Here is a 25,800-nt window from a genome sequence, read left to right as displayed (position 1 = left end):
GAGTTGGGGATGAAGCTGTCGGTGCCGATCCGCACCGGCGAGCGTGCGCTGTTGGTGCCGAGTCTGAGGGCGGCATGGCTGGCGGATTGGAACCAGGCGAATGAGGGCCAGGAGATTGGCTACAAGTACACCAACAAGACGGTGAATTTCGAGTCACAGCTGGGCACCGAGAACGGCGCCTTGATTGAGGCGGGTCTGGATTACACGGTGCAGAACTTCAACGGCGTCTCGGTGAAGCTGTATGGCCGGGGCGGCATGGAGCTGTGGGCCAGTGACCGGGGCACGACATGGCGCGCGAGCGGCGGCGTCACCTTTCAGTTCTGAGATCGAAACGGTGAGAGTGCCCACCCCATCACGGGGTGGGCAGCCTCCCGATGTCACGCTTTGCGGAACTCAATCAGCCGCGAGAAGTAGAAGGGGGCCTTGTTCAGGCTGCGGCGCACCAGCTTGAAGCCGCAGGCTTCTGCCGCTTTGACGATGCCGTCTTCCTTCAAGGTGTAGGCCCGGGTGGTTTTGCTGGGGCCAGGGAACAGCTGACCGATGCCCTTCAGCAGCGCCAGTAGCGGGGTGTAGGGCGCAAAGCTCACGATCAGGCGCTGTTCGGTGAGGCTGCATAGGTGTTTCACCATCTCCTCGGCCGGTTGCTGGGGGTAATGGATGAACACATCCAGGCAGCACACCGTGTGGAAGGAACCGCTCAGGCTTTCCAGGTCGCTGGCGAAGAAGTTCAACTTGGCCATGTCGAGGCCAGACTCGCGGGCCCGGCGCTCCGCTTCCTGGGCCATGGCCTCGGAAATGTCGCTGGCGCTGATCGATCCAGCACCCATGGCCGCCAGCGGCAGGCTGAGGCTGCCGACGCCGCAGCCCGCGTCGCAGAAGCTCGCCTGACCCAGTTCTCCGCTCTCCTTGATCCAGACCAGCACTTCGTCAACGGTTTTTTGGTGACCGATGCGGATGTTGCGCTGCACCTTGTTTACGTCATCACTGTCGCTATAGATGCGATTCCATCGATCAAATCCCGTGGTTTCGAAATAACCTTTGACGACCTTTTTTTCATTCTCTTTTATTTCAAGTTTCTGTTCCGGTGCCACTGTGTTTAAACGATTTTAATCATGTTACCACTGGATATTGCTGCTCGGCTATCTGTGTTTCTGATTGCCTGTCGCCTTTAGCGATCTTAGTCGCGCCAATCTTTCTCGATTTGTTCTGTTATTCCACTTCTGTTTAATTTAGATATTTCAATGTTGATCGCTTTTTTGAGTTCTGGATTGATTTTGCTTCCGAAGACGAAAGCTTGTGGCGTTTTGCTTGGCATTTGGTAGGAGAGTTGAAATTCGTCTTCTAGTTCTGCTTGCTTAAGGATTGTTTTGTATGTGGTTAAATTCGTTACTATGTGTTTTGGCTTTGGATTGCTTTTCCCTTGAATGAGCTCCATGAGTTGTTGCTTGTTTGATGCATATACTGGAGACGTACTTTTGTCTTGTTTGATTCCTGCATTGTTCATCTGTTTTTTTAGCCAGTGAGCATTAGACGTTTGTTCTTGTACTGCCAGGCCCTGCTGGAGAAGTTGGTAAAGTTCCTTGTTTTTTAGTTCGTTTGTTTTCTTGGTGATATTTTCTTCGAAGATGATCGTTGCCGTTGTCCCGATAATGGCTCCCATTAGAAGTGTATGGACAAGGCTTGTGATTAAAACGGTTATGTGATCACGGATCTTGCTTCCGACAATTGTGTCAATGCCGTCGTTGAGTATCAAAAAAGTCCACACTTTTGCAAGTCGCCTGGCTTTTAGCTTGGATGCGGTTTTTGAATTTTTAAAGTAACTTGATGACCACGCTGTTAGGCCGGTTATGGCGATTAGTAGGATGCTGCATCTAGCCACAATTTTATTTTGAATGATTTTCCCTACAAGGCTGATGACTGGCTTTCCGCTTTGCTGGCTTGCGATGACGATTCCCCCAGTGGTGTAGGGAATGGCGTATTCAATGGATTTTAGTCGTTCGGGTGTGATTTCGTGGCAGGAAGCGATTAGGTCAAATTCTCCATTCGCTGCGAGTGCGACCGCCTGATCAAAGCTTGATATTGGTTGCATTGTGTAACTGATGTTGAGTCTTTCGCTGATTCTTCTCCAGATGTCGATGGAGAGGCCTTCGAAGTGTTGATTGATTTGATCTGAGCAGGGGAGATAGTCATCAACTGTTCCGACTTTGATGGCGGTTGCTCCCCAAGATGGCGACTCGTTTGTGATAGCCACTGCGCCTGTGATTGTTGCGCTCACTGTCATGATGGCTAGTCCAAGCTTTAGGCCCAAAGCTTTGTAATTCATGGGCTTGGTTGTGCATTCCGCCACGACAATGTTTTGTGGACGACACTCCAGCGAAGGAGGTCTTGGATAGATCGGCCAAAAAGCGCATCGACGGTCGATTGGCTGGTCTGAATGGCGATGCGTGGTGAAACCGTTGCGCTCCAGATAGCAGCGCCTGGTTCATTGGTCCACTGGGCAAGCCGTTTGACCCCCTCCAGTTGCGGCAGGGTCACCCCCGCCAGGGTGCCGTCCTCGAGGCGGCAGGTGCCGTTCTCCACCAGCAGCACCCGCTCATCCCAGCGGTGTTCGCCATCGGCCAGGCCGTAGGGGGACAGCGCATCACTCACCAGCACCGTCTGTTCAGGAGCCAGCCGTTGCAGCAGCACCGCCATCGTGGGGTGCACGTGCACGCCATCGGCGATCAGCCCCAAGGCGATCCCCCCGCGCCGGCAGGCCTCCCCAAGTGGGCCCGGTGCCCGGTGATGCAAGCCCGGCATCGCATTGAAGGCGTGGGTGAGCATGCCCACCCCCTGATCGAAACTGGTGCTGGCCTGCTCGGCATTGGCGGCGCTGTGGCCGAGGGCCACGCTGATGCCCAGTTCCCGCAGCCTTTGGATCACCGCAGCAGCCCCCTCCAGTTCGGGGGCCAGGGTCACCAGGGCAATCTCCGTCTCAAATCCCCCGATGCGTTCGTCCAGCGCTTCCAGGCTGGGGCTCACCAGCTGTTCACGGGGATGGGCCCCGCGGCGGGCCTCCGCCAGAAAGGGACCCTCCAGATGGGCCCCCAGCAGTCGGCATCGGCCGGGTCGGTGCAGTTCCCGCGCCTGCCGCAGCACCGCCAGAGCCTGGCGCAGCGGCGCGATGCCGCAGGTCACCAGGGTTGGTGCGATCGCTTCGACACCATCGCGCCATAACAGATCCAGGAGCTCCTCCAAACGGGGCAGATCTGCTGCTGTCAGTTCCGGGAAGGCCAGCCCCAATCCGCCGTTGATCTGCAGATCGACCCCCCGGGGGCTGAGCCAGTCGCCGTTCCAATTTTCATCAGCCTGTTGGTCCTCAGTGGCCATCGCTTCGATGCGGCAGATCAGCCCCTGATCGTCCAGTCCGACGGCATAGATCTGGTCTCCGTCCCCTGGCAGGGGAGCAGGCAGACGAACGTTGGTGATCCGGTGCATCAACGCAACACTGGCCTTGGCAGCCCTGGGGGGAGACGATGGCAGTCTTGCCCCTCTGCGTTGTACCGCCAGTGCTCCCCCGAGTTGCCGTTGTGATGGGAAGTGACTCTGACTTGCCCACCATGGAACCCGCCGCCGCCATCCTGCGCGAGCTGGGGGCGGAGGTTGAGGTTCGGGTGCTCTCGGCCCATCGCACACCACTGGAGATGGTGAGCTTCGCCAAGGCCGCCCGGGATCAGGGCTTCGGTGTGATCGTCGCTGGTGCCGGCGGGGCTGCCCATCTCCCTGGCATGGTGGCTGCCCTCACCACGCTGCCCGTGATTGGCGTGCCGGTGAAAAGCCGGGCGCTCTCCGGGGTCGACTCCCTCCATTCGATTGTGCAGATGCCGGGCGGGATCCCTGTTGCCACCGTTGCCATCGGTGGGGGCCTCAATGCCGGCTTGCTGGCGGCTCAGATTCTGGCGGTGGCGGATGCTGGCTTGGCCCAGAAACTTGAGGACTACCGCAGCAGCCTCCACGATGCTGTGGTGGCCAAGGATGCGCGCCTGGTTGATCTGGGCAGCGCGGATTACCTCTCCCAGATGACTTCATGAGTGTTCCCGTTCGTTCCACCCTGCGTTCCACGCTGCTTTGGGCGGTGGTGCCTGCGGCCATCGTTTATGCGGTCGCGCTGGGCTGGAGTGCTTCAGAGGGCATCAGCGCCAAAATGGTGTTGAAGGATTTGGCCCAGTCCTGCAAGGCCCCTCTGGGGGAAGGTTTTCTCTCAAGCGTGGGCTATCTGCTCTGGATGGCGGCGGCGTCTATTGCCTTGTTTGCGGCGTCCACCCGGCAGATCCAGGGCTCCGTTCTGAACCGTCAATTCGCCTTCTGTGGGGGTGGTTTCTCGCTCTGGCTCTGCCTGGACGACATGTTCCTGGTGCATGACCGCTACCTCGGCGAGGCGTTCCTCTACATCACCTATGCCTTCTTCACCGGGTTGCTGTTGTTCCGCTTTCGTGGCCCACTGCGTCGCTTCGGTGGCGACACCTTTCTGGTCTCCGTTGTCCTATTGGGACTGTCGGTTCTGACCGATGCCCTTCAAGGGCTGTGGCCGAATTCCTACGAGACGGTGCAGATCTTTGAAGAGGGTTTCAAGTTCCTCGGGATTGCCGCCTGGCTCAGTTTTTGGTGCCATTACGTCAGTTCCGCTTCCAAGCCGGCCTCCCTTGAGCAGCACTGATCCATTCGCGTCATCGAAACGATGACGCCCTGGCCAGCCTGGTTGCGACTCGGTCTTCTGCTGCCGGTGCTGGGCTTGAACGCCTTTGTTCTGAAGCGTTTGCTGGTGCAGTTCGCCCCATTCCCCGGGCTGTTCCTCACCGCGGCATTGATCGCCTTTCTGTTGGATCTGCCCTGTCGCTGGCTCACGCAACGGGGTCTGCCCCGCGCTTGGGCCATCGTGAGCGTTGTTCTGGTGACCGTGGGGCTCTTGGTTTGGGCGGCCGTGGCCTTGGTGCCGCTGCTGATTGAACAGCTCAGCCAATTGATCAGTGCTTCACCGTCACTGCTGACGGCCGCAGAGCAGTGGATCGACCGGGGTCAGCTTTGGGCGGTGGACCATGGCTTGCCCACCGATTTCGCTGATCTCAGCAGCGATCTGGTGTCCCAGTTCAGTCGCCTGGCCACGCAGCTGAGCCAGCGCTTGTTGGGACTTCTGGGGGCAACGGTGGGCACCACGATCAATGTGGTGATCGTGCTGGTGCTGGCGGTTTTTCTGCTACTTGGGGCGGATCCGATCGTCGACGGCCTGGCCCGTTGGCTGCCGGATCGCTGGCGGGAGCTGGTGCAGACGACCCTCGAGCGCACCTTTCGGGGCTACTTCGCCGGGCAGGTGGTGCTGGCGTTGATCCTCAGTGGCGGCCAGCTTCTGGTCTTCACCGCCCTGAAAATCCCCTACGGAGTGTTGTTCGCTGTGCTGATCGGATTCACCACCCTGGTGCCTTACGCCAGCGCTTTGTCAATTGTCTCGGTGAGTGCAGTTTTGGCAGTACAGGATCCCCGCACAGGATTCGAGCTGCTCGCCGCGGCGATCGTCGTTGGTCAGATCGTGGATCAGGTCATCCAACCGCGGCTGATGGGCAGCATCGTTGGGCTGCAACCGGCCTGGTTGCTGATCGCTTTGCCGATCGGTGCCCGGGTGGGTGCCCTTTACGGCGTGGGGGATCTCCTGGGACTGCTATTGGCGGTTCCGGTAGCCAGCTGCATTAAGACCCTGGCCGATGCCGCCAGGGCTGCCGACGGCGAACTCAGGCCGCCGGAATCACCCCACGCTCCTGGAGCGCTTTGATCACCAGCTCGACGGAGTCGGCCAGATCCTGCTTGCCGGTTTCGATCTTCAGCTCGGGCGTCTCCGGGGCTTCGTAGGGGCTGGAGATGCCGGTAAATTCTTTGATCTGTCCGGCCCGCGCTTTGGCGTAAAGGCCCTTGGGATCGCGGGATTCGCAGACCTCGAGATCAGCGGCGCAGAACACCTCGAGGAAGTCACCGTCTTCCACGAGCTCCCGAGCCTTGTCCCGGTCAGCACGGAAGGGGGAGACAAAGGCGGTCAGCACGATCACTCCCGCATCCAGGAACAATTTGGCCACTTCACCAATGCGGCGGATGTTCTCCTCACGGTCGGCATCGGAAAAGCCCAGGTCTTTGCAGAGGCCGTGGCGGATGTTGTCGCCATCCAGCACATAGGTGGCGAGTCCCCGCTCAAACAGGGCTGCGTTGACGGCATTGGCCAGGGTGCTCTTGCCGGAGCCGGAGAGTCCGGTGAACCAAAGAATGGCGCTGCGGTGGCCGCGCTGCTTCGAACGCTCGTCTCGGCCAACGGAGGCTTCATGCCAGGCGATGTTGGTGGACGCACCCTTGTTGGTGAGTTCTCCGTAGGTGGGGCTGGCAGTCATGGCCACGGCATGAAGTGGCGGTCATTCTCACTTATCCACCAGCTCGTTTCGGCCGGTATCCCTCTTTGCTGAGCAGCTCGAGAGTCAGGTCCACCTGATCCCCTTGAAGTTCGATCACCCCGTCCTTGGCGGTGCCGCCACTGCCGATGCGTGTTTTGAGCTTCTTCAGCAGAGCCTTGAAGCCCGCAGCATCAAGCTCCAAGCCACGGATCACCGTTACGGTTTTGCCGCCTTTGCCGCCGCGTGTGGGCTGCACCCGCACCATTTGCTGAGACTTTGCTGTGGGCTCCGTCGTCGCCCCGCTCGGTCGCTGCAGACTGTCCGCGCTGCTGAATTCCTGCCAGCCGCCCTTCGGCATCCACCCGTCGCAATCGAGATGCATTGTCGATGACAACCCATGCTGCGCCCACAACAACACCTCGCTGGGCCGATTCCAGCCGCGGTCTCGGCCGTCTGATCGAGGCTTTGATCGGTATCGGCCTGCTGCGTCGTCCCCTGTTCTTCCAGGCGCGGCAGCTGATTATTCGTACGGCTGAGAGTAACGGCATTCCTTGGCGGGCCCGACGCAAGGAGCTGCAGCAGGCGGCAGAACCGTTGCTGGCTGCCAGCACTACTGCAGGTCTCACCCCGCCGGCCTATTACCTGTCTCGATTCCATGCCTATGAGCAGGGCAACCTCTGCTGGCAGGCTGCCGCTGAAGCCGAGCAGGCCACCGATGCCATGGCTCTGCGGGTGTGGCCGGAGGAGCAGCTGATGCCTGCCGAGGCTCAGGCACGGCTCCGCGATGCCATTCATGCTGTGGCGGAACCGTTGCTCCCCGCATCGATCGACCGTGTCGTGGATCTGGGCTGTTCCGTCGGGGTGAGCACCCAGGCCCTGGCCCGCTGGCTGAACGCCCGTGCCGCAGCCAGCTCTGCGCACCCTCCGACGCTGATCGGCCTGGATTTGTCGCCAGAGATGCTGTCGGTGGCCCGCGTGCGTGACCCCCAAGGCCTTGTGCACGACTGGCGCCATGCCGCCGCCGAAGCCACTGGGCTGGCCTCGGGTTCGGTGGATTTGGTCAGCCTGCAGTTCGTCTGTCATGAGCTCCCCCAGGGAGCGACCCGTGCTGTCTTGGCCGAAGCGGCCCGGCTGCTGCGGCCCGGTGGTGTTCTGCTGATGGTGGACCAGGACCCCGGCTCCTCGGTGCTGCAGCGCTTGCCGGCGCCGGTGGCCACGCTGCTCAAGAGCACAGAGCCTTTCATTGAGCAGTACTTCGCCCTGGATCTGCCCGCAGCGTTGCAGGAGGCCGGGTTCCGGAATCCCAGCATCCGTGCCTGCGACCCACGGCACCGTGTGATCGCCTGCTTACGCTGAGCCGACGCTCCAACGTCGATCCGTGACCAGCACTTTGCCCAACGCCAGCACTCCGGATCCCTCCAGCTTGCAGCCGGCGGTTCGTCCCGGCGCCCATGGGCGCTTTGGCCGATTCGGTGGGCAGTACGTGCCTGAAACCCTGATGCCGGCATTGGCAGAACTGGAGCAAGCGGCAGCCCAGGCCTGGAATGATCCGGCCTTCACTGCTGAGCTCAACCGCCTGCTTAAGAACTACGTCGGTCGGGCGACACCGCTCTATGAAGCTGAGCGTCTTACGGCCCATTACCGCCGCTCCGACGGTGGTCCCCGCATCTGGCTCAAGCGAGAAGATCTCAACCACACCGGGGCGCACAAGATCAACAACGCTCTGGGGCAGGCCCTGCTGGCACTGCGCATGGGCAAGAAGCGAATCATTGCTGAGACTGGTGCGGGCCAGCACGGCGTCGCTACGGCCACGGTCTGCGCTCGCTTCGGTCTCGAGTGCGTGATCTACATGGGCGCCGAAGACATGCGCCGCCAGGCCCTCAACGTGTTTCGCATGCGCTTGCTGGGCGCCACGGTGCAACCGGTGACGGCGGGCACCGCCACCCTTAAGGACGCCACTAGTGAAGCCATCCGCGACTGGGTGACCAACGTCGAGTCCACCCACTACATCCTTGGCTCCGTCGCTGGCCCGCATCCCTATCCAATGTTGGTGCGGGATTTCCACGCGGTGATTGGTGAAGAGTCCAAGCAGCAGTGTCAGGAGGCCTTCGGACGGCTGCCGGATGTGTTGATGGCCTGTGTGGGTGGTGGCTCCAATGCCATGGGCTTGTTCCATCCCTTCGTTCAGGACACCTCTGTTCGTCTGATCGGCGTTGAGGCCGCCGGCGATGGCGTGGCGACAGGCCGCCACGCCGCAACAATCACCGAAGGCCGTGCCGGCGTCCTCCATGGCGCCATGAGCCTGTTGTTGCAGGACGGCGACGGCCAGGTGATGGAGGCTCACTCCATCTCCGCTGGTCTCGACTATCCCGGTGTTGGCCCTGAGCACAGCTACCTGCGTGAAATCGGCCGGGCGGAATATGCGGCCGTCACCGATCAGCAGGCCCTGGATGCCCTGCGGTTGGTGAGTGAGCTGGAGGGGATCATTCCGGCCCTGGAAACCGCTCATGCCTTCGCTTGGCTGGAGCAGCTCTGCCCAACCCTGGCCGAGGGCACCGAAGTGGTGATCAACTGCTCCGGCCGAGGCGACAAGGATGTCAACACCGTGGCCGAGAAGCTGGGGGATCAGCTTTAAAGCGCAGGTATCAAGCCAGCAGCAACTCAAGATGTCGGGCTACGCGCTGCACCGCAGCGCGTGCCGTGGCGTAGGCCATGCGCATGGGACCTACGAGGGCCACGTGTCCGAGCCCCTCGTTGCAGCGATAGGGGGCTTGAACCACCGCACACGCTTCCAACGCAGGCTGCGGATGCTCGTCGCCGATCCACACCCGTGCGGATGCACCGCGACTGATCAAGGTGCAGGGTTCTTCGTCGATCAGTTCCAGCAGCGGTCGAAGGCTTGCCGTGCTTTCAAATTCCGGTTCGCTCACCAGCCTTGAGAGGCCATGCACCACGACAGACGTGGGGTTGTTGGTGGGAGTGGGCTGGTCGAGGGCGCTGCGCAGCACAGCGCCGCTGCGTTGCAACTGCCTGGGCAGTGCCTCCCAGTTCAGCTCGCCCTCTTCGAGCTGCGCCGACGCCCAGCGTTCCATTGCGGTGAGTTCGGCTTCGGCGCCGTGCGGCAGGCGCAGGTTGAGATGGCTGGCACTGCCATTGGCTTCCACCAGCATCACCAGCAGTCGATCACCACTCGGCACCAGACGGATCGTTTCCAGTTGGCGGTTCTCCTGCTGCGGTTGGGTGATCAGGCTCATCAGGCCGGTGAAATCCGTGAGTCGCCGCGCCAGATGCATCAGCAGGTCATCGAGACCCGCCCAGCGCAGGCTTAGGCCCGTCAGCTCCCGTTCCAGGTGCTGAACGGCAACGCCTGGTTCAGGCAGCAGCGCATTCACGTAGTGCCGGTATCCCATCGGACTGGGAATGCGTCCGGCCGATGTGTGCGGTTGATGCAGCAGACCACGACGTTCGAGAGCCCCCATGGCGGAGCGAACGGTGGCTGAGCTGGCTGGGATGCCGAAGCGTTGCACCAGGGTGCGGCTTCCCACCGGCTCCATGGTGTCGACGTAGTGGTGCACCGTCGCCTGAAGCACCTGTTCTTGCCGAAGGGACAGGGGCTTGCTCATCAGTAGCGGGGAACGCTGGGATCCACCTGCAGGCTCCAGGCATCAATTCCTCCCTCAAGGTTCCACACCTCGAGGCCCCAGGGCTGGTCCAGCAGCCACAGGCCGAAGTGGTAGCTGCGAATGCCTGCATGGCAAACCACCACCACCGCTTGATCGGGTTTGAGGTCAGCTTGCAGCGTTGTGAGCCATTCATTGGATTGGCTTAGGGGTCGGTGCAGAACTGCGCCGGGGAAAGGCGCGATCGCGAGCTCAGCCGCCTCACGCACATCCACCAGCTGGGGTGAAGGCTGCTCACTTTGCAGCCACTGCTGCAATTCGGAGGCTTGGATTGGTTGTGGTTGGGATTGGCCCATGGCGCCATTCTGCGTTGATGGACAAAGATGAAGGGATCCGAGAACGCCGGCCCATGAAGGCCCGCCCCTTCCTCAGCGCTGCCGGCGCTGTGCTGCTGTCGCTGCTTCTTCTGGCTGCTGGTCTGCTTTGGACCATGGATCGCCAGAGCCCCCTTCACCTGGCTGAGCAGCCTTTGCGTCTGCCCCGGGCGGCTCGCTTTGTGCCGAGGGATGCCGATTTATCCCTGCACTGGCTGGCCGATCCCAGGCGTCTGCCCGCCTATGCCCAGGCCGTCGCCCCTGCATCGGAACGCCGCGATGCCCGTAATGGTGCACGGCAGTGGCGTGAGGGGGTCTTCGCCTTGGCGGGCCTCCAGTTTGGCCTTGAGCTGGAGCCCTGGCTTGGTGAGGAGGTCAGCCTCACCCTCACCGATGGGGCCTCCAATGCCGGCTGGGTTCTGGCTTTGACCAGTCGGGATGACGATGGCGCCAGGCGCTTCTTGCAACGGTTCTGGCAGACCCGCAGCCTGGCGGGCACCGATCTGCAGATCAGCAGTTACCGCGGCATCGGTGTGATTAGCGGCCAGGGAGCGTTGGTGGGGCGTGACCCCCAACCCCTGGCCACCGCCTTGATCGATGACGATCTGCTCTTGGTGGCATCAGGCCGGGGCGTGCTGGAGCAGGCCCTCGATGTCTCCCAGCTTCCGGATCAGCATCAGCTGGGGGATGAACGTCTGCAGCGTCAGGTCGCTGATCTCGGTGAGGGTGTGGCGCTGCTGACGGCATCGCCACACGCCCTTCAGCATTGGTTGCAGTTTCCTGAGGTGGTGGCCCAACGCGAGGATCTGAACGGACTTGTGGCTTCGCTTCGGCCGGAGGGCTCGACCCTGGCGGTGGATGGGCGACTCGGGTTCCAGCAAGCGATTGCTTCCGCCCCATGGCCTGACCTGACGGATCTGACCGCCTCGGCTGGTGGACATGGCCGTTGGCTGGCGCAGCTGCAAAGTCCAGCACGTCTGTTGGATCCGGGCGAAAGCCATCCGCTGGCCCAGTGGTTCGGCCCGGTTCTCGCGCAGCAGTTGCGGGACCAGCCTGCTGCAGATGCTGTTGTTCAGTCGGATGACGGCCCTCTCCTCTGGCAAGACCAGTCCGAGGGCTGGCTCTTGGCCACCCGCCCGCAAAGCCCCGCCAGGGATGCGGTGGATGCACGTTTGCAGGAGCAAGGCCTGACCCGCTCTGAGCTGGACGGAGATGGTGAGGTCTTGAGTGTGTGGACGCGTCTTGTTCGCCAGCGGGGACGCCAGCCTGGAGTGGATGCCCAGCTGGCCGTGGCTCAGGTCAGCTCGTCCTCTCTGAACTGGTGGGGTGAGTCGTTGATGGCTCTGGCGCAGCGCCAGAACGGACGTGCCCTTCAGCCTCGCCTGAACCAGTGGCAGGAGCTCGCATCGGCCTCCCAACCCGTGCAGGCTCTTCTGTTGGCGGATGCCCCGGCTCGATCACTGTTGGGTCAATGGCGGCCATGGAAGCTGCTGCAGGTGATGGCAGGGCGGCCCTTGCAGGACCAGGTCCGGGGTCTGGCGTTCGCCGTTGACGCTGATCGTCTGGAGCAGGCCGGCACCGAAATTCCTCTGCATGCCCGCCTCGAACTCGGCTGAACTGGTTCTGCTGCGGCATGGCATCGCAGAACCCCGCCAGGCGGGGAGGGATCATCCGGATCGCCCCCTCACCGCCGCCGGGCGTCAGCGCACGCAACTGGTGATGGCCGCCTTGGTGCGACGGGGGCTGAGGCTGGATCGTCTGTTGTCCAGTCCCTACCGCAGGGCACTGCAAACGGCGGAACTGGCCCTAGAGGCGGGGCTCGCATCAGGCCTTGCGGTGGACGAACGCCTCAAACCAGGAGGGGCCCTTGAAACGCTGCTGAGCTCGGTCGATGGACGGCTCGGCCTGGTGGGCCATGAGCCGGATCTTGGGGATCTGGCCTGCATGGTTCTGGGGTGTCCCCCTGGTGGCCTGCTGTTGAAGAAAGCCGGCGTGATTCAGCTGCATTGTTCGGCGGGCCAGTGGCAGTTGCAGACCTTGCTTCGCCCGGCACTGTTGATTGACGATTTAGGTTGCTGATAGAGGCAATCAGGTGGTGGCCCAGCAGCAGACAGGAGACCTGCGCCATGCGCGGACCGGGATCGAACTGCGGCCAGGCCTCGACGGTGTTCCGGCGACCCAGTCGGCCATCTGCGATATCGATGGAGACCAGGGGCTGCTCACCTATCGCGGCTACCCGATGCAGGATCTGGCAGCCAACAGCAGCTTTCTGGAGACGGCCTACCTGCTGATCTGGGGAGAGCTGCCGAGCCGCGATCAGTTGGCGCAGTTTGAGCACGCGGTGCAGATGCACCGGCGTGTCAGCTTCCGGGTGCGGGACATGATGAAGTGCTTCCCGGCCAGCGGCCATCCGATGGATGCCCTGCAATCGAGTGCAGCATCCCTCGGCCTGTTCTATTCCCGTCGGGCCATTGACGACCCGCAATACATCTATGACGCGGTAGTTCGGCTGATTGCCAAGATCCCGACGATGGTGGCGGCGTTTCAGCTGATTCGCAAAGGCCAGGATCCGATTCAGCCTCGGGATGATCTGGCCTACTCCGCCAATTTCCTGTACATGCTCACGGAGCGGGAGCCTGATCCCCTGGCGGCGCGCATTTTTGATCGCTGTTTGATGCTTCATGCCGAGCACAGCCTCAATGCGAGCACCTTCAGTGCCCGTGTTACCGCCAGCACCCTGACGGACCCCTATGCCGTGGTGGCCTCTGCAGTCGGCACCCTGGCGGGGCCTCTCCACGGCGGAGCCAATGAAGATGTTCTCGCCATGCTGGAGCAAGTGGGAAGCCCCGAGAACGCCGGTGCCTTCCTCGACGATGCCGTCGCGTCCAAGCGGAAGGTGATGGGCTTCGGCCACCGCGAGTACAAGGTCAAAGATCCCCGCGCTGTGATCCTTCAGTCGTTGGTTGAGGAGATGTTTGACAGCTTTGGCCATGACGACCTGTACGACGTGGCCCGGGCGATTGAGCAGGAAGCGGAGTCTCGGCTCGGCCCGAAAGGCATCTATCCCAACGTGGATTTCTATTCCGGGCTCGTTTACCGCAAGCTCGGGATTCCCAGGGATCTGTTCACGCCTGTCTTCGCGATCGCCAGGGTCGCCGGATGGCTGGCCCATTGGCGTGAGCAGCTGGGGGCGAACCGGATTTTTCGGCCCTCGCAGATCTATTCCGGATCCCAGCCACGCTCCTGGATGCCCATCGAGGAGCGAGTTTCGGCTCCGGCCGCCTAAGTTGCACCCACTTCCGTCGACACCATGGTGAGTCCGGGACTTGACCTGGAATTGAGCTTTAGCCAGGCGCTGCAAGGCTTAGGCCTCTCTCCAGAAGTGGCGAGACTGCTCTGGCTGCCGCTGCCCATGCTGCTGGTCCTGGTGGCTGCAGTGGTGGGTGTACTGGTTTCGGTGTGGCTGGAACGCAAGATTTCCGCCGCCGTTCAGCAGCGGATCGGTCCGGAGTATGCCGGTGCCCTGGGCGTGCTTCAGCCCCTAGCCGACGGCCTTAAGCTTCTGGTCAAGGAAGACATCATTCCGGCGCGGGCCGACAGCCTGCTGTTCACCCTCGGCCCGGTGCTGGTGGTGGTGCCAGTGATCATCTCCTGGCTGATCATTCCTTTCGGCCAGAACCTGCTGATCAGCAATGTGGGCGTGGGGATCTTCCTATGGATCGCCTTCAGCAGCATCCAGCCGATCGGCTTGTTGATGAGCGGCTATGCCTCTAATAACAAGTACTCGCTGCTCGGTGGGCTGCGGGCCGCGGCTCAATCGATCAGCTACGAGATTCCCCTGGCTCTTGCGGTGCTGGCCATCGTGATGATGACCAACTCGCTGAGCACGGTCGACATCGTGGGTCAGCAGACCGGTGCCGGCATCTTGAGCTGGAACATCTGGCGTCAGCCGGTGGGCTTCCTGATTTTCTGGATCTGTGCCCTGGCCGAGTGTGAGCGGCTGCCCTTTGACCTTCCTGAAGCTGAGGAAGAGCTGGTCGCCGGCTATCAGACCGAGTACGCGGGCATGAAGTTCGCCCTCTTCTACCTGGCGGGTTACATCAACCTGGTGCTCTCGGCCGTCCTGGTCAGCGTTTTGTATCTCGGTGGCTGGGGCTTTCCGATCCCTGTGGAGTGGCTGGCCGGCTGGTTGAATCAGCCCATTGATGCCCCCGTGGTGCAGGTGATCACGGGCACCGTTGGCATCGTCATGACGGTGCTCAAGGCTTATCTGCTGGTGTTCGTGGCGATCCTGCTGCGCTGGACCACCCCCCGCGTGCGCATTGACCAGCTGCTCGACCTGGGCTGGAAGTTCCTGCTGCCCCTTTCCCTGGTGAACCTTCTGGTGACAGCAGCCCTCAAGCTCGCCTTCCCTGTTGCGTTCGGTGGCTAGGTTTTACTACCTAGCATTCATTGCACTCCGGCTCCGCTTCGTTCTCTCCCCTTCAGACCATGTTCGGCTTCCTCAAACAGGTCGGTGATTACACCCGGGATGCGGTAGATGCAGCCCGGAATCTGGCCCAAGGATTTTCGGTCACGTTTGACCACATGCAGCGCCGTCCGGTCACGGTGCAGTACCCCTACGAGAAGCTCATTCCCTCCGAGCGTTATCGGGGCCGGATTCACTATGAATTCGACAAGTGCATCGCTTGCGAGGTTTGCGTCAGGGTCTGCCCGATCAACCTGCCGGTGGTGGATTGGGTGATGAACAAGGCGACGAAGAAAAAGGAGCTTCGGAATTACTCCATTGACTTCGGCGTTTGTATTTTCTGCGGTAATTGCGTGGAGTACTGCCCCACCAATTGCCTCTCGATGACTGAGGAGTATGAGCTGGCTGCGTTTGATCGCCACAGCCTCAATTACGACAACGTTGCTTTGGGGCGGCTCCCCACCAGCGTCACCACGGATCCTTCGGTGATTCCATTGCGCGAGCTGGCGTATCTCCCCGCAGGAGAGTTGGATCCACACACCGTGCCTGCAGATCGCCCGCGGGCCGGCCAGCTTCCCTCCCAGGTTCTGGAGACCCTCACGCCGCCGCAGAAGCCAGCCGCCAAGGATGAGGGACAATCCTCCAGTGAGGACAAGGAGGGCGACGCATGACCATCGCGACCACCACCGAGCTGATCTGTTTCCTGGTGCTGTCTGCCGTTGTGGTGGTTGGTGCCCTGGGTGTGGTGCTGCTCAGCAACATCGTCTATTCCGCCTTTCTGCTTGGCGGTGTGTTCACAGCTGTTGCAGGGCTCTATCTGCTGCTCAATGCGAGCTTCGTGGCCGCTGCCCAGATTCTGGTTTATGTCGGGGCAATCAATGTGCTCATCCTGTTCGCGATCATGCTCGTGAACAAACGGGAGGATTTGAAGGCCATCGCCAACCTCACCACCCGACGGGTGGTGTCAGCTGGCGTCTGCGCCGGTCTGCTGGCTCTGCTGGTTCGCGTTGTGGTAACCACGCCTTGGTCGCTTCCAGGCCCCGCCGCCGTGGGTGAGGAGGCCACAGCGCGCATCGGTGAACACCTGTTCACTGATTACCTCTTGCCGTTTGAGGTGGCTTCAGTGCTGCTGCTAATGGCCATGATCGGAGCGATCGTTTTGGCCCGCCGCGATGTGTTGGCCACCGATGTGGTCACCGGTGAAGTGGCTGACCAGGGCCTGATCGAGAAGGCTCGTACTCCCTTGCTGATGAACCGAGCGGACTGATGAGTGATTTTCTTTCAACGCTTCCTTCCCTGCAGGCTTACCTCCTGGTGGCCGCAATGTTGTTCTGCATCGGTGTCTGGGGACTGATCAACAGCCGCAACGCCGTTCGGGTGTTGATGAGCATCGAGCTGATGCTTAACGGCGTGAACATCAATCTGATGGCCTTCTCATCTTTTGTGGATGGCGATCTGATCCGAGGTCAGGTGTTCGCTGTGTTTGTGATCACGGTGGCTGCTGCTGAAGCTGCGGTCGGTCTTGCGATCCTGCTGTCGCTTTATCGCAATCGCGTTACCGTCGACATGGAGCAGTTCAACCTGCTGCGCTGGTAATTCCCGCACACCTGGATCATGCGTCTCGATCGGGTCTGGGTGATCTATCGGGCCGATAGTCAGCCTGCTCAGAGGGAAGCTCGCCAATGCGCCAAGGAGCTCAAAGCCCTTGGAACGCATGTTGTGACTGCGATGTCAGGGCCGAGGGTGAACCCTTTCCCTGGCTTGCTGGCTGTTGAAGACGCTTTGCCCGACCTTGCTCTGGTGCTGGGGGGGGATGGCACGGTTCTTGGGGCTGCCCGTCATCTTGCGGTGCATGACATCCCGATCCTGAGCATCAATGTGGGGGGCCATCTGGGCTTTCTCACCCACGATCGCCGGGTGTTGCGTGGCGATCAGATCTGGCAGCGACTTCAGGACGATCAGTTCGCGATCGAACGGCGCATGATGCTTCAGGCCATGGTCGATCGTCGCTCCGCTGAAGAACGAACGGCGTCCCCTGGCCTGTTGCAACAGCCGGATCTGGAAGATGACGAAGAGCACCACTGGGCCTTCAACGACTTCTATCTGAGGGCCTATCGCGATGAGATTTCACCCACCTGCACCCTGGAGTTGGAGATCGATGGAGAAGTGGTCGACCAGGTGCGTGGAGATGGCCTGATCCTGTCCACGCCGACCGGATCCACCGGTTACGCCCTGGCGGCGGGGGGGCCGATCCTGCATCCCGGCATTGATGCCATCATCGTCGCCCCGATCTGCCCGATGAGTCTTTCCAGCCGAACGCTGGTGGTGCCACCCCGGGCAAGGTTGGCGATCTGGCCCTTGGGTGCCGGCGATCACCGCATCAAGCTCTGGAAGGACGGTGTGGGCTGCACAGTTCTGGAACCAGGCGAGTGCTGTGTCGTTCAGCAGGCGCGTCACCATGCCCTGATGGTGCTGCTGAATCAAAGTCCCTCCTATTACAGAACGCTGTCGCACAAGCTTCACTGGGCGGGAAGCCTGCAGGCGGCGCAGCCGTCCCAGAATTGATCCATGGCTCTGGAGATCGAACGACGTTTTCTGGTGCGTTCTGACGCCTGGCGCAGCAGTGCCGGCCCCGGACAGGCCCTACGACAGGGGTACCTGGCCGCCAGTGCTGAGGGTGTGACGGTCCGGATGCGACTGCGCGGGATGGATGAGGCCTGGCTCACCCTTAAAGCTGCTGCTGATGCCGTTGGTCTGGTACGCCACGAGTTCGAATATCCAATTCCGGTGGCGGATGCCGAGGCCCTCTGGAATCTGGCTCCGCACCGTCTGGAAAAAGTTCGTCATCAGCTGGATTGCCCTGGTGGAGACTGGGTTGTGGATTGTTTTCAGGGGGAGAATGCGCCCCTGGTGCTGGCGGAGGTGGAGCTTGCATCGGCTCAGGTTGACCTGGTGATTCCGCCCTGGTGCGGTCAGGAGATCACAGGGGAGTCCCGTTGGAGCAATGCGGTGCTCTCGCAGCACCCGATTCAGGCTTGGCCGCTGCAGGAGCGATGCCGTTTTGGCTGGATTTAAGACCGGACTGGATTTATCTTCAGATTTCCTTTAGCTTTGAGGAGTTCTGATCGGTGTTTGTTTCCAGTGGTGGGTCTTTACGACACAACTGGAATGCTCCGTTTTGCAGGATCAAGTGTTGAGGCTTGCCTCGAATACGCCACCTTGTTTCGGATCCCTGTCGGTCCCAGCTCCTTGCAAAGCCTTCCGGAGCCTGTCATCTCCACCATCAGGGTGAGGGGGGATCGTTTTCTGGAAGGACGCAACAATTGAAGCCGTCCCGGCAGATCTTGCCGTTGTCCATCGCCCAGTTGAGTAGAGCAACCCTGTTCTTGGAACCGGTTTTGGTGAACACGTTGCTCACGTGGTTGTCGACCGTTCGTTTGCTGATGGTGAGACGGTCGGCGATTTCTTGATTGGTCAGTCCTTCTGCCACGAGTTCAATGATCTCGACCTCCCTGGCTGAGAGGGAGATCCCAAGGGGATCAATTCCGTCGAGGGAGGACATGAGCGACCACCGATGGCGTCATGCTAGTCCGGACCGTTGCTCCGATCCTGCATAGTGGGCCGGTGAAATGGAACGGGATTTGAGGACGGCGCTTCAGCGCGCGATTGAGGCCGGCAATCAGGTCCTCACGGCCGAGGTGATGCCGCCTCGTGGTGCAGATCCGACGCATATGTTGTCCATGGCTGAATCGCTGCGGGGCCGCGTTCATGCGCTGAACGTGACAGATGGCAGCCGGGCCGTGATGCGCATGAGCAGCCTGGCGTCCTGCAAGTTGCTGCTTGAGGCCGGTCTTGAGCCCGTCTTGCAGATGGCCTGTCGGGATCGCAACCGCATCGCCCTGCAGGCTGATCTCCTTGGGGCCCACGCGCTTGGGATCCACAATCTGTTGTGTCTCACCGGAGATCCGGTGCGCGCGGGAGACCAGGCGGATGCGCGTCCGGTCAATGAATTCGAGTCTGTGAAGCTGTTGCAGCAGGTGCAGGCTCTCAACAGCGGTGTCGATCCCGTTCAGGGCACCCTGCCGGACGGGGAGACCACGCTGTTCGCCGGGTGTGCCGCCGATCCGCAATCCAGGAGCTGGAGCGGTTTACAGCGCCGGTTGCATCGCAAGCAGGCCGCGGGAGCCCGCTTCGTTCAAACCCAGATGGTGATGGATCCTTCAGCTCTTGAGCGCTTTCAGCATGAACTGGCTGGTCCCCTGGGTCTGCCGGTGCTGGCCGGTGTGTTTCTGCTGAAGTCAGCCAAGAATGCCCGGTTCATTAACCGTGTTGTGCCCGGGGCATGCATCCCCGATGAATTGATCCATCGGCTTGAGTGTTCGGAGCATCCCGCAATGGAGGGGGTGGCCATCGCCGCTGAGCAGGTGAAGCGTTACCTCGGCATCGTCAGTGGTGTGCACTTGATGGCGATCAAGGCGGAGCAGCGTATCCCGATGATCCTGGATCGAGCCGGACTCAGCTCGCTGCCTGGGTGAGATCCGTACCCAGCAGCTCCGCCATGGCTTTCTGCTGGGGGGAGGGTTCCACGAGGTCCTGACGCCGGGCGTCGGTGATTAACCAGTCGAGGGATGCTTCCTGCAGGTCGAAGTGATCGCCGTCCTTGCCCACGCAGTAGCGACCGAACACCAGCTTCTCCAGAAGCTGGACGCCGGCGCCGATGCGTGAATAGTCAAAGATGATCGAATTGTCCACCGTGGCACCCTCACAGATGTGGCAGCTCGGGCCGATCATGGTGGGTCCGATGATCGTTGCACCGTCTTCGATTTTGGTCATTCCGCCCACGTAAACGGGTCCGGAGACGTTGATTTTGTCCCAGTTGGCGGCCACATTCAGGCCGGTGTAAACCCCGGGGCGCACCTCCTTGCCGGGGATTCCGACCTGACGCACATCGCCCATCAACACACTGCGGATGGCTTGCCAGTAGTCGGGAACCTTGCCGATATCCACCCATTCGAAATCCATCGGAATGGCATAGAAGGGTGCCCCGAGTTCGGCCAGTTTCGGGAACAGATCAGAGCCGATGTCGAAGGGCTGGCCCGAGGGGATGTGCTCGAAGATTTCCGGCTCGAAAATGTAGATGCCGGTGTTGATGGTGTCGCTGAGGGCTTCCTCAACGCTGGGCTTTTCCTGAAAGCTTGAAATTCTGTTCTGGTCATCCGTGACCACAACGCCGTAGCTGCTCACCTGATCCTTGGGGACCCGCTTGGTGACAAGGCTGGCGATGGCACCCTTCTCACGGTGCAGACGCAACGCTTCGCTGAGGTCAAGATCGATCAGTGCATCACCGCAGAGCACCACGAAGGTGTCGTCGAAGAAGTGCTGGAAGTCCTGGATTTTTTTGAGTCCGCCGGCGGATCCCAGCGCGTTGCCGATCAGTTCTCCGTCTTCAATCCGTCCTTCGAAGCTGTACGCAATTTCAACGCCAAAACGTTGGCCATCCCGGAAGTAATTTTCAATCTCTTCGGCGAGGTGGGAGACGTTCACCATCACTTCGGTGAAACCGTGCTCCTTGAGCAGTTCCAGCAAGAATTCCATCACCGGCTTCTGCAGGATTGGAATCATCGGCTTGGGGATCACATGCGTGATCGGTTGAACCCGCGTCCCCTTGCCAGCCGCCAGAATCATCGCCTTCATTGGCGTTTCACGGGGTCATTACAAGGTAGTGACCATAGACCCGGTCTTAAGCCGCCACGACTGTCCGGGTCGGCGACGGATCTGGCACCTGAAGGCTGCGGATCGGTAGTTGTGTCGCGGTGCCACTGGCAGGGATGAATTTCAGTCGCAAGGGGCCGTGAAGCCAGCCTTCCTGCTCCAGTTCAACCCGGCCTTGGGAGGAGAGAAACAGCAGAGCCCAGAACACCCCGACTCGGTCACGGTCAAGGTCAGCGGCTGCGGCCACCTCCCAACGCTCCACGAGCTGATCGAAGCCCACCCAGTCCAGGGCAGTCTCCCAACCGTTGAGAAACACCCCCAGCGCTGCGGTGGTTTCCGGGAGTTTTTCGCGGTGGGCCAGTCCCGCGACCTGGGCGATGGCTTCACGATTGCTGTAGCGCTTCTGCCGTTTCCGCCGTCGCGCCTCTAGTTCGTCCGACTCCAGTTGCTCTGCGATCGATTCCAGTTGCTCGATCAGCTCCCCAAGGGTGACGGGGCGTCTTAATGGCGGTGGAGCTACGGGCCGCCGCAGAAGGTGCTTCTCCGGCCGTCGGGGCAGATCGAAGGCGGGATCAAGCCAGCCCTGCTCATCAAAGTCTGCGTCGAAGTGGTCTTCGACCTCCGGGGCGGGAGGCAGCATGCTGGCCTCGAGCATTTCTGCTTTGAGCCCCACCAGTACAGAGGCGGCCAGGAAGGCTTCGCTGCTTTCGGCTAGGTCCCGTTCATAACTGCCGCCCCGTCCGGCCAAGACGGCAGCTACCTGACCGGGAACCTCAATGCGTTGTCTGAGTTGATCCAGAAAGCCGTCGATGACAGCGATCACATCGACATCCCACGGATCGAGATCTCCACTCTCCGCTGCGTCCTGCAACAGCCGGATCGCGAGGCGTGCTCCAGCATCAGCGCCGTCGTTGGGAGCCACCTGGAGCAAGTCAATTCACCCTCTTCCTGCAAGGTATCGGGCGCAAACGGTTGCTGCCAGGGGGCTGTTTCAGCGATTCATCAGCGCGATCAGGCCTCAGTCGGCCGAGTTGTCGCCGGATTCATCACCTTCGGCAGCGCTGGCGGTCACGGTGGCGGCGGGGAGGAGACCCAACTGGGTTTCAACGGTGGAGCGATAGCGGTTGAGGTCGGTTTCCAGCTCTTGGATGCGCACCTGCTGCGCTTCAAATTCGTTGGCTTTGGTGAATTGATCCACGTTGTTGAGCATTCCCGTCCAGGCGGCAAAAAACCAAGCCGCTACTGCACCGAATCCAGCCACCAGAAGCAACAACCCGGCTAGAGGCAGGGTGTATTCCATGCCTGGCAACACATGCACGGTGGTTGCGTTGGTGTTCGCCAGCGTGAAAAACACGGTGATCAATCCAAAGGAGAAGATCAGGCCGAAGTTGATCTGGCGCATGTTCTGGAGGAGCGATAATTCAACTTACGGACAGTTGGCAGCTCCCGAACAAGAATCGATACGTGTTTTATGAAGTGCCCACCTTGGGGGCTTGGATCACTGCCGGAACCGTTGCTTGGCCTCGAATCAAGGGGGCCGTTGGTGACATCACCTGCTCCATGGCGCCCAGGTTTCGATTCACCAGGGCTTCAATTGAGCTCCGATAGCTGTCGGTCATCAGCTTGGGATAGAGCCCAATTCCGATGATCGGCACCAGCAGGCAACCGATGATGTACACCTCACGCGGCTCCGCATCCACCAGGTTGGTGTGGGACACCAGCTCCTCCTTCTCTTTGCCGAAGAAGATCTCCCGCAGCATCGAGAGCAGATAGATCGGCGTGAGAATCACGCCAACAGCGGCCAGTGCGCAGATCACCACGCGGAAGGGCAGGGTGTAGGCCTCATCGGTTGCGAAACCGGCGAACACCATCAATTCACTGACGAATCCACTCATGCCTGGCAGAGCCAGGGATGCAAGGGCACAAACGGTCCACAGCGCGAACATGATCCGCATCTTCTGGCCAATGCCCCCCATCTCATCCAGCTGAAGGGTGTGGGTGCGGTCGTAGGTGGCACCCACGAGGAAGAAAAGGCTGGCCCCGATCAACCCGTGGCTGATCATCTGGAGCATGGCGCCACTGGTGCCGAGGGCACTGAAGCTGCCCACGCCGATCAGCACGAAACCCATGTGGCTGATCGAGCTGTAGGCGATCTTTCGCTTCAGGTTGCGCTGGGCGAAAGAGGTGAGGGCGGCGTAAATAATGTTGACCACCCCCAGCACAATCAGCAGCGGTGCGAACTGAGCGTGGGCCGCTGGCAGCAGTTCGCAGTTGAACCGCAGCAGGGCATAGCCCCCCATCTTCAGCAGGATGCCGGCCAGAAGCATGTGCACCGGTGCGGTGGCTTCGCCATGGGCATCCGGGAGCCAGGTGTGCAGCGGCACGATCGGCAGTTTCACGCCGAAGGCGATCAGCAGCCCGGCGTAGCAGAGCAGTTGAAAGCCCGTGCCGAAGTCCTTGGCGGCAAGAGCGGTGTACTCAAAGCTGGGGGTGCCACCGCCGAAGAATCCCATGGCCAAGGCGGCCAAAAGAATGAACAGGGAGCTGCCAGCGGTGTAGAGAATGAATTTTGTGGCTGCGTACTGGCGTTTCTTGCCGCCCCAGATGGCCAGAAGTAGATACACCGGGATCAGCTCCAGCTCCCAGGCCAGGAAGAACAGCAGCATGTCTTGCACCGCGAAGACGGCGATCTGGCCGCCGTCCATGGCCAGCAGCAGGAAATAAAACAAGCGCGGTTTGAAACTCACCGGCCAAGCAGCTAGGCAAGCCAGGGTTGTGATGAAGCTGGTGAGCAGAATCAGCGGCATCGAGAGCCCATCCGCTCCAACCGCCCAAGTGAGCCCCAGATCGGGCAGCCAGCTCACCCGTTCGGACAGCTGCAGGCCACTCAGGCTGGGGTCATAGCCGGTCAGGTACGCCGCAACGGTGATCAGAAAGGTGATCAGCGTCACAATCAGGGCATACCACCGCACCTTTTTGCCGTCCCCTTCATCGGGAACGAGAGGAACCAGCAGTGCACCCACGATCGGAACCAGGATCGATAGGCTCAGCCATGGCACTGTGGCCTGCACCGGGTCGCCAAGTCCGGCGACTGCGAATTCGAACACGCTCTGAATCCGACCCTTACTGCTTGGATCGTAGAAATCATGGGCGCTGTGTCATCACCTCGATAGGCGATGACACACATGTGCAATTGAGACTTAAGAGATCGGTCCGCCGATGACGCCGAACAGCACCACCAGAGCAATCACGCCAGCGAACACGATCAGGGCATAGAACTGAGCGCGTCCGGTCTCGAGATACTTCAGACCCTCGCCGCTTCCGAGGGTGAGAAGTCCGGTGAGGTTGACAACACCATCAACCACCTTCGCGTCCACTTCGAGAACCTCCCGGGCCAGTTTGCGGCTGCCTCGCACAAACAACTTCTCGTTGACCACATCGAGATACCACTTATTGGCGAAGAAGGCATTCACCGTGGGGAAGCGGCCGGCCACCATCTCACCCAGATCGATCCGATGCAGGCCATAGGCCAGAACAGCCAGGGTGATGCCCGCGACGGAGATAGCCACTGAAGCCCCCGCCAGTGGCAGGAATTCTCCCCAGCTGAACTGTTCTGCCATCTCGAGAGCTTCCTCAGGATTCAGCAGCCCTGCAAAGCGGCTGTTCCAGGGTGTTCCGAGAAGACCAATGAGCACCGAAGGCACCGCCAACACCGCCAAGGGTGCGGCCATGGGCCAGGCGGACTCGTGCACGCTGCCCCCATGGGGATGGTGTTCCGCAGGATCCTTGCCAGCTGCCGTGAGCAGTTGGGTCTGCATGGCGGTGTCGTTGCCGCGGAACTCCCCTTCAAAGGTGAGAAAGTACAGGCGGAACATGTAAAAGGCCGTCATTCCTGCAGTCATGAAGCCCACCACCCACAGCAGGGGGTAACTGTTGAAGGCTTGACCAAGGATTTCGTCTTTGCTCCAGAAGCCAGCCAAGGGAGGAATGCCGCTGATGGCAATGCAACCGATGAAGAAGGTGATCGAGGTGACTGGCATCTTTTTGCGTAAGCCACCCATCAGCCGCATGTCTTGGGCGAGAACGGGCTCGTGACCCACCACCTCTTCCATGGCGTGGATCACGGAGCCAGAACCCAGGAACAGCATGGCCTTGAAGAAGGCATGAGTCACCAGGTGAAAGATGCCAGCAACCGGGGCTCCACAACCCATGGCCAGCATCATGTAGCCGAGCTGGGAGACGGTGCTGTAAGCCAGCCCCTTCTTGAGGTCCATCTGGGTGAGGGCGATGGAGGCCCCCAGGAAGCAGGTGATCGTGCCGACGACGGCAATCACCGTTTGAATGACGGGGAATTGGGCGTACAGCGGATCGAGGCGGGCCACCAGGAACACCCCTGCAGCCACCATCGTGGCGGCGTGAATCAGGGCTGAAATGGGTGTCGGACCCTCCATGGCATCGGGCAGCCAGACATGGAGGGGGAACTGAGCCGACTTGGCCATCGGACCCATGAACACCAGCAAGCAGAGCAGCAGTGCTGCCCATGGGGCCACCGTTCCATTGGCCAGGCCGTTCTGCAGACCATCGGCGATGCCCTGGAAATCAAAACTGCCGGTGGCCCAGAACAGGCCAAGAATTCCCAGTAGCAGGCCGAAGTCACCGACTCGGTTCACCACAAAGGCTTTCTGGGCTGCATGGGCGGCACCATCGCGGTCGTACCAGAAGCCCACTAGCAAGTAAGAGCACATGCCCACCAGCTCCCAGAAGACGTAAATCTCCAGGAGATTGGGACTGATGATCAGCCCCAGCATGGAACTGCTGAACAGAGCCAGGTAGGTGAAGAAGCGCACATAGCCCTTGTCGTGAGCCATGTAGCCATGGGAATACACCAGCACCAGCAGGGCGATGGTGGTGACCAGCGCGAGCATCACGGCCCCAAGCGGATCAACTACGTAGCCCATCGGCAAAACGAAGCTGCCCGCACTGGCCCAGACGAATAGATGCTCGACCGGTGGGGCCCCATTGAGCTGGTTGAACAGGATGCTGTAGCTCAGCACCGCAGCTGCACCGACACAGGAAATCAACAGCAGCGCAACGGGTTTGCGCAATCGGTTGATCGTGCGGTTGAAGCTGATCAATCCCAACCCGGTCAGCACGGCGCCGAACAGGGGTAAAACGGGAATGAGCCAGGCGAGTTCCTCGGCCGAGGGCATCCGCAAGCA

29 protein-coding genes are annotated in these 25,800 nt (G+C 60.8%); 16 read left to right on the top strand and 13 right to left on the bottom strand.

The window, feature by feature from the left end; all coding sequences use genetic code 11:
* Window positions 1-324: hypothetical protein (locus FZX13_RS12310; protein WP_226409793.1), on the top strand; the 324-nt coding region annotated here is incomplete at its 5' end.
* Window positions 325-377: 53 nt separating this feature from the next.
* Here the strand turns inward: FZX13_RS12310 and bchM are convergent.
* The 3 genes from bchM to FZX13_RS12295 form a co-directional block, all read right to left on the bottom strand.
* Window positions 378-1,091, bottom strand: a complete 714-nt coding sequence (gene bchM / locus FZX13_RS12305; protein ID WP_226409792.1) for a magnesium protoporphyrin IX methyltransferase — start codon at window positions 1,089-1,091, stop codon at window positions 378-380.
* 86 nt (window positions 1,092-1,177) lie between these two features.
* Window positions 1,178-2,323 carry an ABC transporter substrate-binding protein gene (locus FZX13_RS12300; protein WP_226409791.1) on the bottom strand — a complete coding sequence of 382 codons (1,146 nt, stop codon included), beginning with the start codon at window positions 2,321-2,323 and terminating at the stop codon, window positions 1,178-1,180.
* A complete protein-coding gene (locus FZX13_RS12295) occupies window positions 2,320-3,477 on the bottom strand; it encodes an N-acetylglucosamine-6-phosphate deacetylase (protein WP_226409790.1) in 1,158 nt (385 codons plus the stop codon). The genes FZX13_RS12300 and FZX13_RS12295 overlap by 4 nt, the downstream gene beginning before the upstream one ends.
* A 38-nt stretch (window positions 3,478-3,515) precedes the next feature.
* Here FZX13_RS12295 and purE point away from each other — a divergent pair, with 38 nt between their 5' ends.
* Genes purE through FZX13_RS12280 form a run of 3 tightly spaced genes read left to right on the top strand, consistent with a single transcriptional unit; the run spans window position 3,516 to window position 5,803 of the window.
* Window positions 3,516-4,070 carry a 5-(carboxyamino)imidazole ribonucleotide mutase gene (gene purE / locus FZX13_RS12290; RefSeq protein WP_226409789.1) on the top strand — a complete coding sequence of 185 codons (555 nt, stop codon included), beginning with the start codon at window positions 3,516-3,518 and terminating at the stop codon, window positions 4,068-4,070.
* Window positions 4,067-4,696, top strand: a complete 630-nt coding sequence (locus FZX13_RS12285; protein ID WP_226409788.1) for an oxidoreductase — start codon at window positions 4,067-4,069, stop codon at window positions 4,694-4,696. Before purE ends, FZX13_RS12285 begins: the two co-directional genes overlap by 4 nt.
* A 21-nt stretch (window positions 4,697-4,717) precedes the next feature.
* Window positions 4,718-5,803: an AI-2E family transporter gene (locus tag FZX13_RS12280; RefSeq protein WP_226409787.1), complete on the top strand. Its 1,086-nt coding sequence runs from the start codon at window positions 4,718-4,720 to the stop codon at window positions 5,801-5,803.
* Here FZX13_RS12280 and cysC read toward each other — a convergent pair.
* A complete protein-coding gene (gene cysC, locus FZX13_RS12275; protein ID WP_226409786.1) occupies window positions 5,763-6,407 on the bottom strand; it encodes an adenylyl-sulfate kinase in 645 nt (214 codons plus the stop codon). The genes FZX13_RS12280 and cysC overlap by 41 nt on opposite strands.
* A 31-nt stretch (window positions 6,408-6,438) precedes the next feature.
* A complete protein-coding gene (locus FZX13_RS12270) occupies window positions 6,439-6,765 on the bottom strand; it encodes a translation initiation factor (RefSeq protein WP_115024994.1) in 327 nt (108 codons plus the stop codon).
* A 29-nt stretch (window positions 6,766-6,794) separates the two neighbouring features.
* Here FZX13_RS12270 and FZX13_RS12265 point away from each other — a divergent pair, with 29 nt between their 5' ends.
* Window positions 6,795-7,763: a class I SAM-dependent methyltransferase gene (locus tag FZX13_RS12265; protein WP_226409785.1), complete on the top strand. Its 969-nt coding sequence runs from the start codon at window positions 6,795-6,797 to the stop codon at window positions 7,761-7,763.
* A gap of 22 nt (window positions 7,764-7,785) precedes the next feature.
* The gene (trpB, locus tag FZX13_RS12260; RefSeq protein WP_226397389.1) at window positions 7,786-9,042 is read left to right on the top strand and encodes a tryptophan synthase subunit beta; all 1,257 of its coding nucleotides are present in this window, start codon (window positions 7,786-7,788) and stop codon (window positions 9,040-9,042) included.
* 10 nt (window positions 9,043-9,052) lie between these two features.
* On the opposite strand, the gene FZX13_RS12255 is transcribed toward trpB, so the two are convergent.
* Both FZX13_RS12255 and FZX13_RS12250 read right to left on the bottom strand, forming a co-directional pair.
* The gene (locus FZX13_RS12255; protein ID WP_166018431.1) at window positions 9,053-10,030 is read right to left on the bottom strand and encodes a heat-inducible transcriptional repressor HrcA; all 978 of its coding nucleotides are present in this window, start codon (window positions 10,028-10,030) and stop codon (window positions 9,053-9,055) included.
* Window positions 10,030-10,383 (bottom strand): rhodanese-like domain-containing protein, encoded by a 354-nt coding sequence (locus tag FZX13_RS12250; RefSeq protein ID WP_226409784.1) that lies wholly within the window; start codon window positions 10,381-10,383, stop codon window positions 10,030-10,032. The genes FZX13_RS12255 and FZX13_RS12250 overlap by 1 nt, the downstream gene beginning before the upstream one ends.
* 17 nt (window positions 10,384-10,400) lie before the next feature.
* Between FZX13_RS12250 and FZX13_RS12245 the strand changes: the two genes are divergently transcribed.
* The 9 genes from FZX13_RS12245 to FZX13_RS12205 are packed head-to-tail and all read left to right on the top strand — an operon-like array spanning window position 10,401 to window position 17,944.
* Window positions 10,401-12,017: a DUF3352 domain-containing protein gene (locus FZX13_RS12245; protein ID WP_226409783.1), complete on the top strand. Its 1,617-nt coding sequence runs from the start codon at window positions 10,401-10,403 to the stop codon at window positions 12,015-12,017.
* Entirely contained in the window at window positions 11,995-12,480 is a 486-nt protein-coding gene (locus FZX13_RS12240; protein WP_226409782.1) for a histidine phosphatase family protein, read from the top strand. Before FZX13_RS12245 ends, FZX13_RS12240 begins: the two co-directional genes overlap by 23 nt.
* A 16-nt stretch (window positions 12,481-12,496) precedes the next feature.
* A complete protein-coding gene (locus FZX13_RS12235; RefSeq protein WP_226409781.1) occupies window positions 12,497-13,687 on the top strand; it encodes a citrate synthase in 1,191 nt (396 codons plus the stop codon).
* Window positions 13,688-13,714: 27 nt separating this feature from the next.
* The gene (gene nuoH, locus FZX13_RS12230; RefSeq protein ID WP_226409795.1) at window positions 13,715-14,833 is read left to right on the top strand and encodes an NADH-quinone oxidoreductase subunit NuoH; all 1,119 of its coding nucleotides are present in this window, start codon (window positions 13,715-13,717) and stop codon (window positions 14,831-14,833) included.
* Between the two features lie 59 nt (window positions 14,834-14,892).
* The gene (gene ndhI, locus FZX13_RS12225) at window positions 14,893-15,540 is read left to right on the top strand and encodes an NAD(P)H-quinone oxidoreductase subunit I (protein WP_115024452.1); all 648 of its coding nucleotides are present in this window, start codon (window positions 14,893-14,895) and stop codon (window positions 15,538-15,540) included.
* The gene (locus FZX13_RS12220) at window positions 15,537-16,136 is read left to right on the top strand and encodes an NADH-quinone oxidoreductase subunit J (protein ID WP_115024450.1); all 600 of its coding nucleotides are present in this window, start codon (window positions 15,537-15,539) and stop codon (window positions 16,134-16,136) included. The genes ndhI and FZX13_RS12220 overlap by 4 nt, the downstream gene beginning before the upstream one ends.
* Window positions 16,136-16,465, top strand: a complete 330-nt coding sequence (nuoK, locus tag FZX13_RS12215; RefSeq protein WP_115024448.1) for an NADH-quinone oxidoreductase subunit NuoK — start codon at window positions 16,136-16,138, stop codon at window positions 16,463-16,465. Before FZX13_RS12220 ends, nuoK begins: the two co-directional genes overlap by 1 nt.
* A gap of 18 nt (window positions 16,466-16,483) precedes the next feature.
* Window positions 16,484-17,434: an NAD(+) kinase gene (locus FZX13_RS12210; protein WP_115024446.1), complete on the top strand. Its 951-nt coding sequence runs from the start codon at window positions 16,484-16,486 to the stop codon at window positions 17,432-17,434.
* A gap of 3 nt (window positions 17,435-17,437) precedes the next feature.
* Window positions 17,438-17,944 carry a CYTH domain-containing protein gene (locus FZX13_RS12205; protein WP_226409780.1) on the top strand — a complete coding sequence of 169 codons (507 nt, stop codon included), beginning with the start codon at window positions 17,438-17,440 and terminating at the stop codon, window positions 17,942-17,944.
* Between the two features lie 208 nt (window positions 17,945-18,152).
* Here FZX13_RS12205 and FZX13_RS12200 read toward each other — a convergent pair whose 3' ends face one another.
* Window positions 18,153-18,431, bottom strand: a complete 279-nt coding sequence (locus FZX13_RS12200) for a response regulator transcription factor (protein WP_115024441.1) — start codon at window positions 18,429-18,431, stop codon at window positions 18,153-18,155.
* Window positions 18,432-18,498: 67 nt separating this feature from the next.
* Between FZX13_RS12200 and FZX13_RS12195 the strand changes: the two genes are divergently transcribed.
* A complete protein-coding gene (locus FZX13_RS12195; protein WP_226409779.1) occupies window positions 18,499-19,404 on the top strand; it encodes a methylenetetrahydrofolate reductase in 906 nt (301 codons plus the stop codon).
* Here FZX13_RS12195 and FZX13_RS12190 read toward each other — a convergent pair.
* The 5 genes from FZX13_RS12190 to FZX13_RS12170 all read right to left on the bottom strand — a co-directional run bounded on the left by FZX13_RS12190 (window position 19,385) and on the right by FZX13_RS12170 (window position 25,791).
* Window positions 19,385-20,563 carry an NDP-sugar synthase gene (locus FZX13_RS12190; RefSeq protein WP_115024437.1) on the bottom strand — a complete coding sequence of 393 codons (1,179 nt, stop codon included), beginning with the start codon at window positions 20,561-20,563 and terminating at the stop codon, window positions 19,385-19,387. The genes FZX13_RS12195 and FZX13_RS12190 overlap by 20 nt on opposite strands.
* 46 nt (window positions 20,564-20,609) lie before the next feature.
* Window positions 20,610-21,512, bottom strand: a complete 903-nt coding sequence (locus tag FZX13_RS12185) for a segregation/condensation protein A (RefSeq protein WP_166018453.1) — start codon at window positions 21,510-21,512, stop codon at window positions 20,610-20,612.
* An 87-nt stretch (window positions 21,513-21,599) separates the two neighbouring features.
* Entirely contained in the window at window positions 21,600-21,983 is a 384-nt protein-coding gene (locus FZX13_RS12180) for a lipopolysaccharide assembly protein LapA domain-containing protein (RefSeq protein ID WP_226409778.1), read from the bottom strand.
* Between the two features lie 67 nt (window positions 21,984-22,050).
* Window positions 22,051-23,688, bottom strand: coding sequence for an NAD(P)H-quinone oxidoreductase subunit 4 (locus FZX13_RS12175; protein WP_226409777.1), 1,638 nt, complete (start codon window positions 23,686-23,688; stop codon window positions 22,051-22,053).
* A gap of 93 nt (window positions 23,689-23,781) precedes the next feature.
* Window positions 23,782-25,791: an NAD(P)H-quinone oxidoreductase subunit 5 gene (locus FZX13_RS12170; RefSeq protein ID WP_226409776.1), complete on the bottom strand. Its 2,010-nt coding sequence runs from the start codon at window positions 25,789-25,791 to the stop codon at window positions 23,782-23,784.
* Between the last annotated feature and the right edge of the window lie 9 nt (window positions 25,792-25,800).

The sequence above is a fragment of the Synechococcus sp. MU1625 genome (assembly GCF_020514205.1).
In the GTDB taxonomy this organism is placed as follows: Bacteria; Cyanobacteriota; Cyanobacteriia; order PCC-6307; family Cyanobiaceae; genus Parasynechococcus.
Note: the sequence above shows the minus strand (reverse complement) of the source record. Positions and strands in the feature narration are given on the sequence as shown.

Coding starts and splice junctions, on each gene's coding strand:
- FZX13_RS12300 (WP_226409791.1), bottom strand. CDS start 2,323: ATGAATTACAAAGCTTTGGGCCTAAAGCTTGGACTAGCCATCATGACA.
- FZX13_RS12295 (WP_226409790.1), bottom strand. CDS start 3,477: ATGCACCGGATCACCAACGTTCGTCTGCCTGCTCCCCTGCCAGGGGAC.
- purE (WP_226409789.1), top strand. CDS start 3,516: ATGGCAGTCTTGCCCCTCTGCGTTGTACCGCCAGTGCTCCCCCGAGTT.
- FZX13_RS12285 (WP_226409788.1), top strand. CDS start 4,067: ATGAGTGTTCCCGTTCGTTCCACCCTGCGTTCCACGCTGCTTTGGGCG.
- FZX13_RS12280 (WP_226409787.1), top strand. CDS start 4,718: ATGACGCCCTGGCCAGCCTGGTTGCGACTCGGTCTTCTGCTGCCGGTG.
- cysC (WP_226409786.1), bottom strand. CDS start 6,407: ATGACTGCCAGCCCCACCTACGGAGAACTCACCAACAAGGGTGCGTCC.
- FZX13_RS12270 (WP_115024994.1), bottom strand. CDS start 6,765: ATGCCGAAGGGCGGCTGGCAGGAATTCAGCAGCGCGGACAGTCTGCAG.
- FZX13_RS12265 (WP_226409785.1), top strand. CDS start 6,795: ATGACAACCCATGCTGCGCCCACAACAACACCTCGCTGGGCCGATTCC.
- FZX13_RS12255 (WP_166018431.1), bottom strand. CDS start 10,030: ATGAGCAAGCCCCTGTCCCTTCGGCAAGAACAGGTGCTTCAGGCGACG.
- FZX13_RS12250 (WP_226409784.1), bottom strand. CDS start 10,383: ATGGGCCAATCCCAACCACAACCAATCCAAGCCTCCGAATTGCAGCAG.
- FZX13_RS12245 (WP_226409783.1), top strand. CDS start 10,401: ATGGACAAAGATGAAGGGATCCGAGAACGCCGGCCCATGAAGGCCCGC.
- FZX13_RS12240 (WP_226409782.1), top strand. CDS start 11,995: ATGCCCGCCTCGAACTCGGCTGAACTGGTTCTGCTGCGGCATGGCATC.
- ndhI (WP_115024452.1), top strand. CDS start 14,893: ATGTTCGGCTTCCTCAAACAGGTCGGTGATTACACCCGGGATGCGGTA.
- FZX13_RS12220 (WP_115024450.1), top strand. CDS start 15,537: ATGACCATCGCGACCACCACCGAGCTGATCTGTTTCCTGGTGCTGTCT.
- nuoK (WP_115024448.1), top strand. CDS start 16,136: ATGAGTGATTTTCTTTCAACGCTTCCTTCCCTGCAGGCTTACCTCCTG.
- FZX13_RS12210 (WP_115024446.1), top strand. CDS start 16,484: ATGCGTCTCGATCGGGTCTGGGTGATCTATCGGGCCGATAGTCAGCCT.
- FZX13_RS12205 (WP_226409780.1), top strand. CDS start 17,438: ATGGCTCTGGAGATCGAACGACGTTTTCTGGTGCGTTCTGACGCCTGG.
- FZX13_RS12200 (WP_115024441.1), bottom strand. CDS start 18,431: ATGTCCTCCCTCGACGGAATTGATCCCCTTGGGATCTCCCTCTCAGCC.
- FZX13_RS12195 (WP_226409779.1), top strand. CDS start 18,499: ATGGAACGGGATTTGAGGACGGCGCTTCAGCGCGCGATTGAGGCCGGC.
- FZX13_RS12190 (WP_115024437.1), bottom strand. CDS start 20,563: ATGAAGGCGATGATTCTGGCGGCTGGCAAGGGGACGCGGGTTCAACCG.
- FZX13_RS12180 (WP_226409778.1), bottom strand. CDS start 21,983: ATGCGCCAGATCAACTTCGGCCTGATCTTCTCCTTTGGATTGATCACC.
- FZX13_RS12170 (WP_226409776.1), bottom strand. CDS start 25,791: ATGCCCTCGGCCGAGGAACTCGCCTGGCTCATTCCCGTTTTACCCCTG.